The 15100-nt window shown below is 61.3% G+C and carries 13 protein-coding genes; 4 read left to right on the top strand and 9 right to left on the bottom strand.

What is annotated here, in order from left to right:
* Nucleotides 1-27 precede the first annotated feature (27 nt).
* A complete protein-coding gene (locus EGJ09_RS02745) occupies nt 28-735 on the bottom strand; it encodes a TetR/AcrR family transcriptional regulator (RefSeq protein WP_046786458.1) in 708 nt (235 codons plus the stop codon).
* 221 nt (nt 736-956) lie between these two features.
* Here EGJ09_RS02745 and lexA point away from each other — a divergent pair, with 221 nt between their 5' ends.
* Together lexA and sulA are read left to right on the top strand one after the other, a co-directional pair.
* Entirely contained in the window at nt 957-1565 is a 609-nt protein-coding gene (gene lexA, locus EGJ09_RS02740; protein WP_012313564.1) for a transcriptional repressor LexA, read from the top strand.
* A 13-nt stretch (nt 1566-1578) separates the two neighbouring features.
* Nucleotides 1579-2055: an SOS-induced cell division inhibitor SulA gene (gene sulA / locus EGJ09_RS02735; RefSeq protein ID WP_012313563.1), complete on the top strand. Its 477-nt coding sequence runs from the start codon at nt 1579-1581 to the stop codon at nt 2053-2055.
* 38 nt (nt 2056-2093) lie between these two features.
* Here the strand turns inward: sulA and EGJ09_RS02730 are convergent, their stop codons facing one another.
* From EGJ09_RS02730 to EGJ09_RS02700, 7 genes are all read right to left on the bottom strand, one after another.
* Nucleotides 2094-2327 carry a hypothetical protein gene (locus tag EGJ09_RS02730; protein WP_003248777.1) on the bottom strand — a complete coding sequence of 78 codons (234 nt, stop codon included), beginning with the start codon at nt 2325-2327 and terminating at the stop codon, nt 2094-2096.
* 50 nt (nt 2328-2377) lie between these two features.
* Nucleotides 2378-2893 (bottom strand): DUF6586 family protein, encoded by a 516-nt coding sequence (locus EGJ09_RS02725; protein ID WP_115275411.1) that lies wholly within the window; start codon nt 2891-2893, stop codon nt 2378-2380.
* A 115-nt stretch (nt 2894-3008) separates the two neighbouring features.
* Nucleotides 3009-5618, bottom strand: coding sequence for a type I DNA topoisomerase (gene topA / locus EGJ09_RS02720; protein ID WP_046786461.1), 2610 nt, complete (start codon nt 5616-5618; stop codon nt 3009-3011).
* Between the two features lie 100 nt (nt 5619-5718).
* Nucleotides 5719-5970 (bottom strand): DUF1653 domain-containing protein, encoded by a 252-nt coding sequence (locus EGJ09_RS02715; RefSeq protein WP_115275412.1) that lies wholly within the window; start codon nt 5968-5970, stop codon nt 5719-5721.
* Nucleotides 5971-6050: 80 nt separating this feature from the next.
* Complete coding sequence (gene fadA, locus EGJ09_RS02710; protein ID WP_003248768.1) at nt 6051-7226, bottom strand: acetyl-CoA C-acyltransferase FadA; 1176 nt, start codon at nt 7224-7226, stop codon at nt 6051-6053.
* 40 nt (nt 7227-7266) lie between these two features.
* On the bottom strand, nt 7267-9414 hold the full coding sequence (gene fadB / locus EGJ09_RS02705) for a fatty acid oxidation complex subunit alpha FadB (protein ID WP_125923171.1): 2148 nt from the start codon (nt 9412-9414) through the stop codon (nt 7267-7269).
* Nucleotides 9415-9900: 486 nt separating this feature from the next.
* Nucleotides 9901-10338: a hypothetical protein gene (locus EGJ09_RS02700; protein ID WP_039601787.1), complete on the bottom strand. Its 438-nt coding sequence runs from the start codon at nt 10336-10338 to the stop codon at nt 9901-9903.
* 108 nt (nt 10339-10446) lie between these two features.
* Here EGJ09_RS02700 and EGJ09_RS02695 point away from each other — a divergent pair, with 108 nt between their 5' ends.
* On the top strand, nt 10447-10887 hold the full coding sequence (locus tag EGJ09_RS02695) for a universal stress protein (RefSeq protein WP_012313557.1): 441 nt from the start codon (nt 10447-10449) through the stop codon (nt 10885-10887).
* An 88-nt stretch (nt 10888-10975) separates the two neighbouring features.
* Here EGJ09_RS02695 and EGJ09_RS02690 read toward each other — a convergent pair whose 3' ends face one another.
* Nucleotides 10976-12904 carry an ATP-binding cassette domain-containing protein gene (locus EGJ09_RS02690; RefSeq protein WP_046786465.1) on the bottom strand — a complete coding sequence of 643 codons (1929 nt, stop codon included), beginning with the start codon at nt 12902-12904 and terminating at the stop codon, nt 10976-10978.
* A 221-nt stretch (nt 12905-13125) separates the two neighbouring features.
* On the opposite strand from EGJ09_RS02690, the gene EGJ09_RS02685 reads away from it, so the two are divergent.
* A complete protein-coding gene (locus tag EGJ09_RS02685; protein ID WP_046786466.1) occupies nt 13126-15054 on the top strand; it encodes a transglycosylase SLT domain-containing protein in 1929 nt (642 codons plus the stop codon).
* Nucleotides 15055-15100: the final 46 nt, after the last annotated feature.

Here is a 15100-nt window from a genome sequence, read left to right as displayed (position 1 = left end):
GCCCAAGCGCCCTGCCCCGCCCAGCCTTCAGGCCTTGGCGGTGGTGCTGGCGGTTTTACTGCGCGGGCGCAACTGTGCGGTGGCCATCGCCTCGTCGGTGACACCGCTGTCGGCGCGCATGCCAGCGGCCAGAAACGGCACCATCAGGCGCATAACCTGCTCTATGGAGGTGTTGATACCAAAGTCGGTTTCGGCAATGGCGCGCAATGCCTTGATGCCGGACATGCTGAACGCCGCGGCACCGAGCATGAAGTGCACGCGCCAGAACAGTTCGAGGGGAGGGATGCGTGGCGCGGCTTCATTGACCAGCAACATGTAGCGGCGGAACACCTTGCCATACATGTCTTCCAGATACCGCCGCAGGTGCCCCTGGCTCTGGCTGAAGGCCAGGCCCAGCAGGCGCATGAAGATCGACAGGTCGTTGTTGCTGCGTGGCTGCACCACCAGTGCCTGCTCCACGAGCATTTCCAGCAGTTCTTCGAGGCTGGGCTTTTGTTCCGGCTTGGCCTGGCGCCGCTCCAGCTCACGTTCGAGGCTGGCGCAGAACGGCCCGAGGAAACGGGAAAAGACCGCCTGGATCAGCGCCTTCTTGGAACCGAAATGGTAATTGACCGCCGCCAGGTTAACCCCGGCCTTGCTGGTAATCAGCCGCAACGAGGTTTCCGCGAACCCCCTTTCCGCGAACAATTGCTCGGCAGCATCGAGAATGCGTTCAACGGTTTCCGATTGGGCCATGACTACTCCGCCAGACAGACAAACAGGTGTTTGAAACATACGTTTCAGGCCTGCGGATGTCAAGGCTCGGTGACTGTGCGGTCGCCATTAGAAAGCCCCGAGCTGCAAGCTGCAAGCCGCAAGAGGGGTGGCGCGCCGCTTTTTCTTGTCGCGTGGAGCTTGCAGCTCATCCAGTACTGTATATAATCCCAGTCACTGTATAAAAAGACAGAGCGCCCGCCATGTTGAAACTGACGCCCCGCCAAGCCGAAATCCTGGCCTTCATCAAACGTTGCCTTGAAGACAACGGCTTCCCGCCGACGCGCGCAGAGATCGCTCAGGAGCTGGGCTTCAAGTCGCCCAACGCCGCCGAGGAGCACCTCAAGGCCCTCGCGCGCAAAGGCGCGATCGAGATGACCCCAGGCGCATCCCGCGGCATCCGCATCCCCGGCTTTGAAGCCAAGGCCGAAGAAAACGGCCTGCCGATCATCGGCCGGGTAGCGGCCGGTGCACCGATCCTTGCCGAGCAGCACATCGAACAATCTTGCAACATCAATCCATCCTTCTTCCACCCCCGCGCCGACTACCTGCTGCGCGTACACGGCATGAGCATGAAGGACGTCGGCATCTTCGACGGCGACCTGCTGGCCGTGCACACCTGCCGCGAGGCCCGTAACGGGCAGATCGTCGTCGCCCGTATCGGCGACGAAGTGACCGTCAAACGTTTCAAACGCGAAGGCAGCAAGGTCTGGCTGATCGCCGAAAACCCCGATTTCGCCCCCATCGAAGTCGACCTGAAAGAGCAGGAAATGGTGATCGAAGGTTTGAGTGTCGGCGTAATTCGCCGCTGAACCAGGAGGCGTCATGCAACAGTTCGTCCAAGCACAACAGCAGGTACAGCTTCCTTTGTTCGAAGCCTTCCTCGCCCAACCTGTACTGCCAGGCCTGAAGGCCAGCGAGCAGGCGCGCAAGAACAGCGAACCGGACCTGTTCAGTGAACTGTCCCTGCGTGGCGCACCCGAACATTGCCAGACCTTGCTGGCACCGGTGCTACGCGAACTGAGCGAAGAGCAAGAGGCCCGCTGGCTGACGCTTATCGCACCGCCGGGCAGCCTGACCCAGGCCTGGTTGCGCGATGCCGGCCTCAACCGCGAGCGCATTCTGCTGCTGCAGCCGCGCGGCAATCAGAGCGCACTGCAACTGGCCTGTGACGCCCTGCGCCTTGGCCGTAGCCACACGGTTGTCAGCTGGCTTGGCAGCGTAAATGCCACCGCGCGACAGCAACTGTTGCGTGCAGCCAGTGCCGGAAACGCACAAAGCCTGAACATCCGCCTCGGCTGATGTTCAGGCTTTGCCTGTAACCCGAAACAACCTGGGTGTCAGTGAAGTACGCGCGGCCCTTCGTCGCGCTCGAGTTCGCCATCCATGAGGCGCCCCGCCATCTGCACGCCCACGCTCAGCATGGCCTTTGCAACCTCAACGTGTTGCCCCTGCAGGAATACCTTGGCGTCTTCCGAGAAATCCAGGGTTACCAGGGAGCCTTCGTCCTCGGCACGACGCAGTTCGATTCGGCCATCAGGCAACTCGACAATTTCCAGAAAAGACGTAGACATAAAGGGCTGTTCTCCGCGAAAGGCCAGTATTGTACCAGCCAAGGCGAATATCAGCACTCACTCAACGCGTCACGGAATCGTCTCACCAGGCCTTTGAGGTTGTTGCGCCAGCTTTCCAGCTCTTCACGCGACAGCGCAGCCTGCTCGGGTTCGTCGAGGTTGACGGCCTGGATGAGTGGCTGAGTGACATCGGTTTTCGCGGTTTTTTTCGCGACCGGTGGTCGGAACAAATCGGCATAAGCGGTGAGCAATTGTGCCAGCCAGGTTTCCCGCTGCCTGGCCAGTTCCAGCAACTCAGCCACCTCGGGAATGGCGATGTCATTCAGGGCGTCATCGGCGAGCAATTGCTCGACACTGGGCGCGGCCGGCAGGCGGTAGAAGCCGCCAATCTCGTGACACAAGCCCAGTAGCGCGCCATACAGGTGGAACAGCGCAGATTCGCGCTCGGCCTGCGCCAGGCCTTGTGCATTCATGGCCTGGCTGTCGACAGCCTTGGCCATGGACTCAAGGGCAAGGCCGGCGAAGAAGAGCTTCTGGTTGGTGCGGGTGTAGAGTTCCTGGGCCATCTTGAGTGACCTCCCTAAGGCTGCAAGGCGAATACCTGCAGTTTCAGGGATCGGCGTGTACTTGTCACCAATGAATTGGGGCCGCTAAGCGGCCCCAATTACATCACTGAAACGATCAGCGCTTGTCTTCAACCTTCCAGGCATTACCGTCGTAGAACGCCTTCCACCCGGTAGGCTTGCCATCGACCTCGGACTGCACGTATTGCTCTTTGGTCTTGCGGCTGTAGCGGATCACTGCCGGGCGACCCTCGGGGTCTTTCTGCGGCGCATCGCACAGGAAGTGGTACTTGGGGTCGATCTCATGCTTGTGCGGCACGATCTCCAGCACCAGCGGCGCACGGGTCTCGCGATTCTTGGGGAACTGGCTGGCTGCCAGGAACAACCCAGAAGCACCGTCACGCAGCACGTAGGTGTCGTCGACCTTCTCGCACTTGAGCTCTGGCATGTCCACCTTGTCCATCTTCGGTGGTGCCGCCTCGCCACTCTTGAGCAGCTTGCGGGTGTTCTTGCACGCAGGGTTGGTGCAACCGAAGAACTTGCCGAACCGGCCGGTCTTGAGCTGCATCTCGCTGCCGCACTTGTCACACTCCAGGCTCGGCCCTTCGTAACCCTTGATGCGGTAACTGCCCTCTTCGATCTCGTAGCCGACGCAATCAGGGTTGTTACCGCAGATATGCAGCTTGTGCTTCTCGTCGAGCAGGTAGGCATCCATGGCCGTTGCGCAGATCGGGCAGCGGTGCTTGCCCAACAGCACGCGCGACTCCGATTCACCTTCGTCGTCCGCAGCGATTTCATCGCCCGGCACCAGGTTGACCGTGGCCTTGCAGCGCTCTTTGGGCGGCAGGCTGTAACCCGAGCAACCCAGGAACACGCCAGTGGAGGCCGTCCGGATCATCATCGGCCGCCCACATTCCTTGCACGGAATGTTGGTCATGGTCGGCTGGTTGGCACGCATGCCGCCTTCGGCTGATTCTGCCGTCAGCAGTTTCTTGCTGAAGTCGCCGTAGAACTCGTCCAGAACGTTCTTCCAGTCACGCTCGCCCTGCGCCACGTCATCCAGGCTCTCCTCCATGACGGCGGTGAAACCGTAGTCCATCAGGTTGGCGAAGCTTTCCGACAAGCGCTCGGTAACGATGTCGCCCATCTTCTCGGAGTAGAAGCGGCGATTGTGCAGTGTTACGTAACCGCGATCCTGGATGGTGGAAATGATGGCTGCGTAGGTCGACGGGCGGCCAATACCGCGCTTTTCCATTTCCTTGACCAGGCTGGCTTCGGTAAAGCGCGCAGGTGGCTTGGTGAAGTGCTGACTGGGGTCGATCTGGATCAGCTTGAGCGCTTCACCCTGGACCATCTCGGGCAACACGTCATCTTCGCCCGGCTTGCTCTGCTGAGGCAGCACACGGGTATAACCGTCGAACTTGAGGATGCGACCTTTGGCACGCAGCTCGAAATCACCGGCAGCCACGGTCACACTGGTGGACAGGTACTGCGCAGGCGGCATCTGGCAGGCGAGGAACTGGCGCCAGATCAGCTCGTACAGGCGCTCGGCGTCACGCTCCATGCCGCTGAGCTTGGTTGGGTGCGTGTTGACGTCGGAAGGACGAATCGCTTCGTGGGCCTCCTGAGCGCCTTCTTTGCTGCCGTACACCAGCGGTGCTTCGGGCAGGTACTGCTTGCCGAACTCACGCTCGATGTAGCTGCGCGCCATGTCCAGCGCGTCGACCGACAGGTTGGTCGAGTCGGTACGCATGTAGGTGATGTAGCCCGCTTCGTATAGCCGCTGAGCCATCATCATGGTCTTCTTCACGCCGAAGCCCAGGCGGTTGCTTGCAGCCTGTTGCAGGGTGGAGGTGATGAACGGTGCCGACGGCTTGCTGCTGGTCGGGCGGTCTTCACGCTTGAGCACGCTGTAGCTGGACGCCTTGAGCTTGCTCAGTGCAGCCATGGCCTGCGCTTCGTTCAGCGGCTTGAAGGCCTCGCCTTTCTCGCGGGTCACCTCGAAACGCACCTTGGCGTCCTTGGCAGTGCCAAGGTCGGCGTGCACCTCCCAGTACTCTTCGGGGATGAAGGCACGGATCTCGCGCTCACGCTCGACCACCAGCTTCACGGCCACCGACTGAACACGCCCGGCCGACAGGCCACGGGCGATCTTGGCCCACAGCAGTGGCGAGACCATGTAGCCCACCACGCGGTCAAGGAAACGGCGCGCCTGCTGGGCATTGACACGATCGATATCCAGCTCGCCGGGCTTCGAGAACGCATCCTGGATGGCTTTTTTGGTGATTTCGTTGAACACCACACGCTTGTAGCGGGTGTCGTCGCCACCGATGGCCTCGCGCAGGTGCCAGGCGATGGCTTCCCCTTCGCGGTCCAAGTCGGTCGCGAGATAGATGGTGTCAGCATCCTTGGCCAGCCGGCGCAACTCTTCGATCACCTTTTCCTTGCCAGGCAGGATCTCGTACTTGGCCTTCCAGCCGTGCTCGGGGTCGACGCCCATGCGCGCCACCAGCTGGCGACGGGCCTTCTCTTTCGGCGACAGGGCCGGCGCCTCACCCGCAGCCTTGCCACGCTTGGCGGCCGGCTCTTTGCTGGCGCTGGCCGAACCGCTGGTGGGGAGGTCACGGATGTGGCCGATACTCGACTTCACCACGTACTGGTTGCCCAGGTACTTGTTGATGGTCTTGGCCTTGGCCGGGGATTCCACAATGACCAGCGATTTGCCCATGGATCGGAGTATTCCTGAATCTGAAGATGAAAAACGCGTCAGGTGCCGGACGCGGCACCGCTATATATAGTGGCAATAGAGTGAGGTCAAGCGCGGTCGTTCACTCGTGCGCCTTGCCAAGCCGTTCAGGCAACCCTTCTTCGGCCTTGACCAAAGCAAAGCGTGGCACCTGCTCGCCGTCAACCTCGACCGACTCCTGGAACATCGAAAGTGGTCGTACCCAGAAGCTGTGGTCACCATACAGGCATTGGTAGAAAACCATCCACTCTTCGCTTTCGGAGTGCCGTGCGACACTGAAGACACGGTACTCAGGCCCTTTGTAATGCCGGTATACGCCTGGTTGTATCTGCATGTCGCCTTCCCTCTTGAAACAAATTCTGTAAAAAAACAAAAGCCGGGGCACAAGGCCCCGGCTGCTGTCCCGCTACGCGATCAGACGCGTTCGAAGACAGTGGTGATGCCCTGACCGAGGCCGACGCACATGGTGGCCACGCCCAACGTACCGCCATTTTGCTTCATGACGTTGAGCAGGGTGCCGGAAATGCGTGCCCCGGAGCAACCGAACGGGTGGCCCAAGGCAATGGCGCCGCCGTGCAGGTTAACCTTCTCATCCATCTTGTCGAGCACTTTCAAATCTTTGAGCACTGGCAGGGCCTGTGCAGCAAAGGCTTCATTGAGCTCGATGAAGTCGATATCGGCCATGGTCAGCCCGGCACGCTTCAGGGCTTTCTGGGTCGACGGTACAGGGCCGTAGCCCATGATTGCCGGGTCCACACCAGCCACTGCCATGGAGCGGATCACCGCCAACGGCTGGATACCGAGGTCCATCGCACGCTGGCCAGACATGACGATCATGCACGAAGCGCCATCGGTAATCTGCGACGAAGTACCGGCTGTGACCGTACCACCTTTGGGGTTGAACGCAGGCTTGAGCGATGCCAGGCCTTCAAGGGTGGTTTCCGGGCGAATGGTCTCGTCGAAGTCGAAGACCTTCAGGAAACCGTTCTCGTCATAGCCCTGCATCGGGATGATCTCGTCCTTGAACTTGCCTTCGACCGTCGCCTTGTGTGCGAGCTGGTGCGAACGCAGGCCGAACAGGTCCTGTTGCTCACGGGTGATGCCGTGCATCTTGCCGAGCATCTCGGCAGTCAGGCCCATCATCCCGGAAGCCTTGGCAGCGTGCAAGGACAGGTGCGGGTTGGGGTCCACGCCATGCATCATGCTGACGTGCCCCATGTGCTCGACACCACCGACCACGAACACGTCGCCGTTGCCGGTCATGATCGCCTGGGCGGCGGTGTGCAGCGCGCTCATCGACGAGCCGCACAGGCGGCTGACGGTCTGGGCGGCCGAGGTGTGCGGGATCTGGGTCATCAGCGACGCCATGCGGGCGATGTTCCAGCCCTGCTCCAGGGTCTGGTTGACGCAGCCCCAGATCACGTCCTCGACTTCTTTGGGGTCGACCTTGCCGTTGCGCTCCAGCAGCTTGCTGATCAGGTGCGCAGACATGTCTTCAGCACGGGTGTTGCGGTGCATGCCACCCTTGGAGCGGCCCATCGGGGTGCGACCGAAGTCGACAATCACCACGTCTCTTGGATTGAGGCTCATATCAATAATCTCGCTCTACTCTCTCAAAGGCGTTGGCTGCTCAGCTGAAGAAGCGCTGGCCGTTCTTGGCCATTTCGCGCAGCTTCGCGGTCGGGTGGTACAGCGGCCCCAGATCGGCGTACTGATCAGCCAGGGCAACGAATTCGGCCACACCGATCGAATCGATGTAACGCAGCGCACCACCACGGAACGGAGGGAAACCAATGCCGTATACCAGGCCCATGTCCGCTTCGGCAGCGGTTTCGACGATGCCGTCTTCCAGGCAGCGCACGGTCTCCAGGCACAGCGGGACCATCATCCAGTTGATGATGTCTTCGTCGGTGACTTCACGCTGCTCGAAGACGATCGGCTTGAGCACATCGAGCACGGTGGCGTCGAAGACCTTCTTCGGCTTGCCACGCTTGTCGGTTTCGTAGGCATAGAAACCCTTGCCGTTCTTCTGGCCCAGGCGATTGGCCTCATACAGGGCGTCGACGGCCGAGCGGCGCTCGTCCTTCATGCGGTCCGGGAAGCCTTCGGCCATCACATCGCGGCCGTGGTGGCCGGTGTCGATGCCGACCACGTCCATCAGGTAGGCCGGGCCCATCGGCCAGCCGAACTTCTCCATGACCTTGTCGATGCGCACGAAGTCGACACCAGCGCTGACCAGCTTGGCGAAGCCGCCGAAGTACGGGAACAGCACGCGGTTGACCAAGAAGCCCGGGCAATCGTTGACCACGATCGGGTTCTTGCCCATCTTCTTGGCGTAGGCCACGGTGGTGGCGACCGCCACTTCACTGGACTTCTCGCCACGGATGACTTCGACCAGCGGCATCATGTGCACCGGGTTGAAGAAGTGCATGCCGACGAAGTTCTCGGGGCGCTTGAGCGCCTTGGCCAGCAGGTTGATGGAGATGGTCGAGGTGTTGGACGCAAGGATCGCATCCTCTTTCACCTGGCCTTCCACTTCAGCCAGCACTGCCTGCTTGACCTTCGGGTTCTCGACCACGGCCTCGACGACGATGTCGACGTTGGCGAAATCACCGTAGGACAGTGTCGGGCGAATGGCATTGAGTGCCTCGGCCATCTTCGCCGGAGTCAGGCGGCCTTTTTCGACGCGGTTGCCGAGCAGCTTGGACGCCTCGTTCAGGCCCAGCTGGATGGCTTCCTCGCGGATGTCCTTCATCAGGATCGGGGTGCCCTTGACCGCCGACTGGTAAGCGATGCCGCCACCCATGATGCCGGCGCCGAGCACGGCAGCCTGCTTCACATCGTGAGCGATTTCGTCATGGGCCTTGGCTTTGCGCTTGAGCTCCTGATCATTCAGGAACAGGCCGATCAGGCTTTGGGCAACCGAAGTCTTGGCCAGCTTGGCAAAGCCTGCTGCCTCGACTTCCAGCGCCTTGTCGCGACCGAAGTTGGCGGCCTTCTGGATCGACTTGATGGCTTCGACCGGCGCCGGATAGTTCGGGCCAGCCTGGCCAGCGACGAAGCCCTTGGCAGTCTCGAAGGCCATCATCTGCTCGATGGCATTGAGCTTGAGCTTTTCCAGCTTGGGCTGGCGCTTGGCCTTATAGTCCAGCTCACCGCTGATGGCGCGCTTGACCAGGTCGAGGGCACCGGCCTGCAGCAGTTCAGGGGCGACGACGGCGTCGACCGCACCGACTTTCAGGGCGTCTTCAGCGCGGTTTTCCTTGCCGGCGGCAATCCACTCGATGGCGTTGTCCGAGCCGATCAGACGCGGCAGGCGCACGGTACCGCCGAAGCCTGGGTAGATACCCAGCTTGACTTCCGGCAGGCCGATCTTGGCAGAGGTGGACATGACCCGATAGTCGGCCGCCAGGCACATTTCCAGGCCGCCGCCCAGGGCGATGCCGTTGATCGCGGCAACGGTCGGCACGTCGAGATCTTCGAACGCGTTGAAGATGCGGTTGGCTTCCAGATTGCCGGCAACCAGTTCGGCCTCGGGCAGCTTGAAGTTGTCGACGAACTCGGTGATGTCGGCGCCGACGATGAACACGTCCTTGCCACTGCTGACGATCACGCCCTTCACCGAGGCGTCGGCCTTTATGGCATCGACGGCCTGGCGCAGCTCGTCCAGGGTCAGGCGATTGAACTTGTTGACGGACTCACCCTTGAGGTCGAACTTCAGTTCGACGATGCCGCTTTCAAGAGCCTTAACCGTGATGGCTTTACCTTCGTAAATCATCAACTGATCTCCACGATATGGAAGCTGAACTGTACACGCCGATCGCTGGTGGAAAAGCAGCGCTTCGCTGCTCTTGCCCAGGCACACCCGTCAGCGCGCTAGTCGGGATTCTGGATGAGCGCTGTGACATACAAACGCTCAATTCATACGCCCGTTTGATTTGGGTATGCACACATTCTCCGAAAAGGTCGGCGTTGTCAAATGCTCACAGGCATGGTGGAAACGCGACTTTCCGGTCATTTTCTAGCGTCTGGGTATAAATCATGATGACAGTGATTGCTGATCATTCATGTCAGCGATTGACCACAAGAAGTACACCGCAGCATTTTTCGATGCACACCGCTGCAGGTTGGCTACACTGCGACTGGCTTCAAGAATTTCCCGGCCTGCCTGGCCTTTTCTGCTCTGCAGAAACGACAAAGCGGCAACTTGGCATCTGCCCCTGATGGGGTCCTGCCAAGTTGCCGCTTTGTCGTTGAAACGATGTCAGGCGAGGGTTTCGAAGGCGTAGGCAATATCCTGCAACACAGATTTGTCACCCCGCTCGCTCCAGTACAGCGCGAGCATGCGCTTGTCGGCTTCGACCTTGTAAACAGTCCCCGGCAGCCGTGAGAAAACATCATTCAGACGCGGTTCCTCACACACTTCACGCCATTGGTTCCACCACACACCAGGGCTGACCTGCCAGTAGCACCAGCTGTCTTCACGCCCACGCCGGCGCGCCCGGTGGTACTGCGGGCAGGGGCTGGGCGGCTCTTTTTCCAGCCAGTGCGGCCACTGCTGCGGTGCCAGTTGCATGGCCAGCCCCATGCGCCGCGCCTCCAGGCGCAGGCTCATCTGCTCGCCTTGCTTGCGCGACTGGCGCAGCCAGGCAAACGGGCTGAGAATCAGCGCAAGGATTGACACCACCAGCAATACCGTCATATCTGTAGATCCCATAAAGCGTTGCAAATGAGCGGGTTACTCGGTTTCACGCAAGACCCGCCCGAAGCGACCATACTTCTACTATCGCGATTGTCAGGAGTACAGCTCATGCCTTACGAACATCTTCTGGTCGCCGTCGACCTCACCGAAGAGTGCGACCCGGTGATCAAGCGAGCCATGAAGCTCGCCGAGCCCACAGGCGCCAAGGTCTCGCTGGTGCATATCGTCGAACCCATGGCCATGGCCTTTGGCGGTGACGTGCCAATGGACCTGTCGCAACTGCAACAGCAACAGTTCGACCAGGCCAAGGAGCGCATGGAACGCCTGTTCAACAAATACCCCGAGATCAACCGCGGTGATTCTCACCTGACCTATGGCCAACCGCGCCAAGAAATTCATCAGCTGGCCAAGGAGCAGAACTGCGACCTGATCGTGGTTGGCAGCCATGGCCGCCATGGCCTGGCGTTGCTGCTGGGCTCAACGGCCAATGACGTGTTGCATGGCGCGCCGTGCGATGTACTGGCGGTGCGGTTGCAGAAGAAAGAATGATCCAGGCTGCCCGGCCTCATCGCCGGCAAGCCGGCTCCCACAGAGATCCTGGGGGAGCCGGCTTGCCGGCGATGAGGCCAGGACTGACTTAGCCTTCCAGCTCGGCCCAGCGCTCTACCAAGGCATCCAGCTCGCCCTGCATCTGCTCCAGCTTGGCCAGCACCGCCGAGGTCTCTTCGATCGGCCGCTGATAGAAGCCCGGCGCGTTGACCTCTTCCTGGGCCGCCGCCATACGCTGCTCGACCGCATCGATCTGCCCAGGCAGCATCTCCAGCTCGCGCTGCAGCTTGTAGCTGAGCTTCTTCTTCGAGGCATCCGCTGCGGCTGCGGCTGGCGCCGGCGCCACCTGCTCGTCCTGCTTCTCCACCACCGCACTGTTGAGCTCGGATTTGCCGCCCTTGCTCTCGGTCACGCCCAACAGCTTCGGCGAACCGCCCTGGCGGATCCAGTCCTCGTAGCCGCCAACATATTCACGCACCTTGCCCTCGCCCTCGAACACCAGCGTGCTGGTGACAACGTTGTCGAGGAAGGCCCGGTCGTGGCTGACCATCAGCACGGTGCCCTTGTAATTGCACAGCACCTCTTCAAGCAGCTCGAGGGTTTCGACGTCCAGGTCGTTGGTCGGTTCGTCCAGCACCAGCAGGTTGGCCGGTTTGCTGAACAGCTTGGCCAGCAGCAGGCGCGCCCGCTCACCGCCCGACAACGCCTTGACCGGCGTGCGCGCACGCTGGGGGCTGAACAGGAAATCGCCCAGGTAGCTGAGCACGTGACGGTTCTGGCCGTCGATTTCAATGAAATCGCGGCCCTCGGCCAGGTTGTCGATCACGGTTTTTTCCAGATCGAGCTGGTGGCGCATCTGATCGAAATAGGCGACTTCCAGTTTGGTGCCGCGCTCGACCTTGCCCGAGGTAGGCTCCAGGTCACCGAGCATCAGCTTGAGCAGCGTGGTCTTGCCGGTACCGTTGGCGCCCAGCAGGCCGATGCGGTCCTGACGCTGCAGGACCATGGAGAAGTCCTTGACCAGCATCGGCCCTCCAGCGTGGTGGAAGCTGACATTCTCCAGCACCATCACCTGCTTGCCGGATTTCTCGGCGGCCTCGATCTGGATGTTCGCCTTGCCCTGGCGATCCCGCCGCTCGCTGCGCTCGACACGCAAGGCCTTGAGTGCGCGCACGCGGCCTTCGTTACGGGTACGGCGGGCCTTGATGCCCTGGCGAATCCACACTTCTTCCTGGGCAAGACGCTTGTCAAACAGCGCGTTGGCCGTCTCTTCGGCGGCCAGCGCCGCTTCCTTGTGCACCAGGAAACTGGCGTAGTCACCGTTCCAGTCGATCAGCCCGCCGCGATCCAGCTCAAGGATGCGGGTTGCCAGGTTCTGCAGGAAGGAACGGTCGTGGGTAATGAACAGCACCGCCCCGTTGAAACCGCGCAGGGCCTCTTCGAGCCAGGCGATGGCACCGATGTCCAGGTGGTTGGTCGGCTCGTCGAGCAGCAGCAGATCGGGTTCTGACACCAGCGCCTGCGCCAGCAGCACGCGGCGGCGCCAGCCACCGGACAGCTCGGCCAGGGTTTTGTCGGCAGGCAGTTGCAGGCGGCTCAAGGTGCTCTCCACCACCTGCTGCAGGCGCCAACCGTCACGGGCTTCGAGCTCGTGCTGAACATGCATGAGTTTTTCCAGGTCATCGTCGCCCTGGATGTTCTGGCTCAGGTGGTGGAATTGGGCAAGCAGTTCGCCAACGCCATCCAGGCCTGCGGCCACCACGTCGAACACTGTCCGCTCGTCAGCCACTGGCAGTTCTTGCGGCAGTTCGCCGATCTTCAGGCCAGGTGCGCGCCAGATCTCTCCGTCGTCGCCCTTCTGCTCGCCCTTGACCAGGCGCAGCATGCTCGACTTGCCGGTGCCGTTACGGCCGATGATGCACACCCGCTCGCCACGGGCGATCTGCCAGGACACTTTGTCCAGCAGCGGCATCGCGCCGAATGCGAGGGACACATCGCTGAATTTGAGCAGGGTCATGTTCGTCTCCAGAAAGCGGGCGCGCATTCTACCTGAGTTGGCCCGTTCCGGCATTAAGTTGACCGCGCTGCCAGGGCATTGCGACATCCGGTCGAACTTAATGCCTTGATACAAGCACAGCGCTTTCACCCGCTGCCGGCAAACAGCTAAGCTAGAACAATAGCTTCCAACAGTGCTGGCTCCGCCGTCACTTTCCCATGGTTCAACTGCCCGGACGTATCATGCGCAGCCGCCTGTTACAGATTGCTTCCTGCCTGCTGCTTACCGCCGCCACCGCCAGCGCGGCACAGGCCATCGACCTCTCCCAGCAACGTCAGTACTACGACGAGGCCAAACGTGCATTGGCCAAGGGCGACAAGGGCCCGTACCTGCGCTATGCCCAGGCCCTGCGCGACTACCCGCTGACGCCCTACCTGGCCTACGACGAACTGACCGCTCGACTGAAAAGCGCCAGCAACCAGGAAATCGAAGCGTTCCTGGCCAAACATGGCGACCTTCCCCAGGCCAACTGGATGAAACTGCGCTGGTTGCGCTGGCTTGCCGAACGCGGCGAGTGGAACACCTTCGTCAAATACTATGACCCCAAGCTCAACTTCACCGAACTGGACTGCCTCAACGGCCAGTACCAGCTGAGCCATGGCCTGCGCGCCGAAGGTTATGCCAGCGCCGAAAAGCTGTGGAACGTGGGCAAGTCGCAACCGGCCGCCTGCGACACCCTGTTCGGCATGTGGGCCGCCGAAGGTCAGCTGACCGAGGCCAAGCGCTGGAACCGCGCCAAACTGGCAGCCCAGGCGCGTAACTACTCCCTGGCCAACAGCCTGGTCAAATCGCTGACCACGCTTGGCCCGCAAGGCCGCCTGTTAATCGATGTGGCGCAAAAGCCCGAACTGCTCAACCAGCCATCGCGCTTCACACCGGTCAACGAGGCCATGTCCGATGTCGTCAGCCTGGGCCTGCGCCGCCTGGCTCGCCAGGACCCGCAGCGTGCCATGGCGCTGCTCGACGACTATGCACAGCGCATGCACTTTTCCTCGGACGAAAAAGTCGCGATCGCTCGCGAAATCGGTTTGACACTGGCACGCCGCTACGACCCGCGTGCCCTTGACCTGATGACGCGCTACGACCCGCAGTTGCGGGACAATACGGTCAGCGAATGGCGTCTGCGCCTGCTGCTGCGCCTGGGCCGCTGGGAAGATGCCTACGAACTGACCAAGCGCCTGCCGCAGGACCTGGCCAGTACCAGCCGCTGGCAATACTGGCAAGCACGCAGCCTGGAACTGGCCCAGCCAAACAACCCGCAAAGCCTTCTGCTGTACAGGAACGTGGCACGCGAACGGGACTTCTATGGCTTTCTCGCCGCCGACCGGGCGCAAACGCCCTACCAGCTCAACAACCGGCCACTGGTGCTGAGCCCGCAACTGGTCAGCAAGGTGCGTAACACTCCGGGAATCCAGCGTGCCCTGGAATTCCATGCCCGCGGCCAGATCGTCGACGGTCGCCGCGAGTGGTATCACGTCAGCCGACACTTCAGCCGCGACGAAATGGTTGCCCAGGCGCGCCTGGCCTATGACCTGCGCTGGTATTTCCCGGCCATTCGCACCATCAGCCTGGCCAAGTACTGGGACGACCTCGATATCCGCTTCCCGATGGCCCACCGCGACACGCTGGTGCGTGAAGCCAAGGTGCGCGGGTTGCACTCAAGCTGGGTGTTCGCAATCACACGCCAGGAGAGTGCCTTCATGGAGGATGCGCGCTCCAGTGTAGGTGCCAGCGGCCTCATGCAGTTGATGCCGGCCACAGCCAAGGAAACCGCGCGCAAGTTCAGCATTCCGCTGGCGTCACCGCGCCAGGTGCTCAACCCGGACACGAACATTCGGCTGGGCGCAGCCTATCTGAGTCAGGTACACGGCCAGTTCAACGGCAATCGGGTGCTGGCGTCGGCGGCGTACAACGCCGGCCCCGGGCGCGTGCGCCAATGGCTCAAAGGTGCCAAGCACCTGAGCTTTGACGTGTGGGTGGAGTCGATTCCGTTCGACGAGACGCGTCAGTATGTACAGAACGTGCTGTCTTACTCGGTGATCTACGGGCAGAAGCTCAATGCACCCCAGCCGTTGGTAGATTGGCACGAGCGGTATTTCGACGACATGTGAAGCAATGCCGCCTCTTCGCGGGCCAGCTCGCGAAGAGGCAGGTACT

It is taken from the genome of Pseudomonas sp. p106 (assembly GCF_003936645.1).
GTDB lineage: Bacteria > Pseudomonadota > Gammaproteobacteria > Pseudomonadales > Pseudomonadaceae > Aquipseudomonas > Aquipseudomonas putida_E.
Note: the sequence above shows the minus strand (reverse complement) of the source record. Positions and strands in the feature narration are given on the sequence as shown.

What these genes read in the sequence shown, in the direction of transcription:
- EGJ09_RS02745 (WP_046786458.1), bottom strand. Translation starts at nt 735, where the DNA reads ATGGCCCAATCGGAAACCGTTGAACGCATTCTCGATGCTGCCGAGCAA.
- lexA (WP_012313564.1), top strand. Translation starts at nt 957, where the DNA reads ATGTTGAAACTGACGCCCCGCCAAGCCGAAATCCTGGCCTTCATCAAA.
- sulA (WP_012313563.1), top strand. Translation starts at nt 1,579, where the DNA reads ATGCAACAGTTCGTCCAAGCACAACAGCAGGTACAGCTTCCTTTGTTC.
- EGJ09_RS02730 (WP_003248777.1), bottom strand. Translation starts at nt 2,327, where the DNA reads ATGTCTACGTCTTTTCTGGAAATTGTCGAGTTGCCTGATGGCCGAATC.
- EGJ09_RS02725 (WP_115275411.1), bottom strand. Translation starts at nt 2,893, where the DNA reads ATGGCCCAGGAACTCTACACCCGCACCAACCAGAAGCTCTTCTTCGCC.
- topA (WP_046786461.1), bottom strand. Translation starts at nt 5,618, where the DNA reads ATGGGCAAATCGCTGGTCATTGTGGAATCCCCGGCCAAGGCCAAGACC.
- EGJ09_RS02715 (WP_115275412.1), bottom strand. Translation starts at nt 5,970, where the DNA reads ATGCAGATACAACCAGGCGTATACCGGCATTACAAAGGGCCTGAGTAC.
- fadA (WP_003248768.1), bottom strand. Translation starts at nt 7,226, where the DNA reads ATGAGCCTCAATCCAAGAGACGTGGTGATTGTCGACTTCGGTCGCACC.
- fadB (WP_125923171.1), bottom strand. Translation starts at nt 9,414, where the DNA reads ATGATTTACGAAGGTAAAGCCATCACGGTTAAGGCTCTTGAAAGCGGC.
- EGJ09_RS02700 (WP_039601787.1), bottom strand. Translation starts at nt 10,338, where the DNA reads ATGACGGTATTGCTGGTGGTGTCAATCCTTGCGCTGATTCTCAGCCCG.
- EGJ09_RS02695 (WP_012313557.1), top strand. Translation starts at nt 10,447, where the DNA reads ATGCCTTACGAACATCTTCTGGTCGCCGTCGACCTCACCGAAGAGTGC.
- EGJ09_RS02690 (WP_046786465.1), bottom strand. Translation starts at nt 12,904, where the DNA reads ATGACCCTGCTCAAATTCAGCGATGTGTCCCTCGCATTCGGCGCGATG.
- EGJ09_RS02685 (WP_046786466.1), top strand. Translation starts at nt 13,126, where the DNA reads ATGCGCAGCCGCCTGTTACAGATTGCTTCCTGCCTGCTGCTTACCGCC.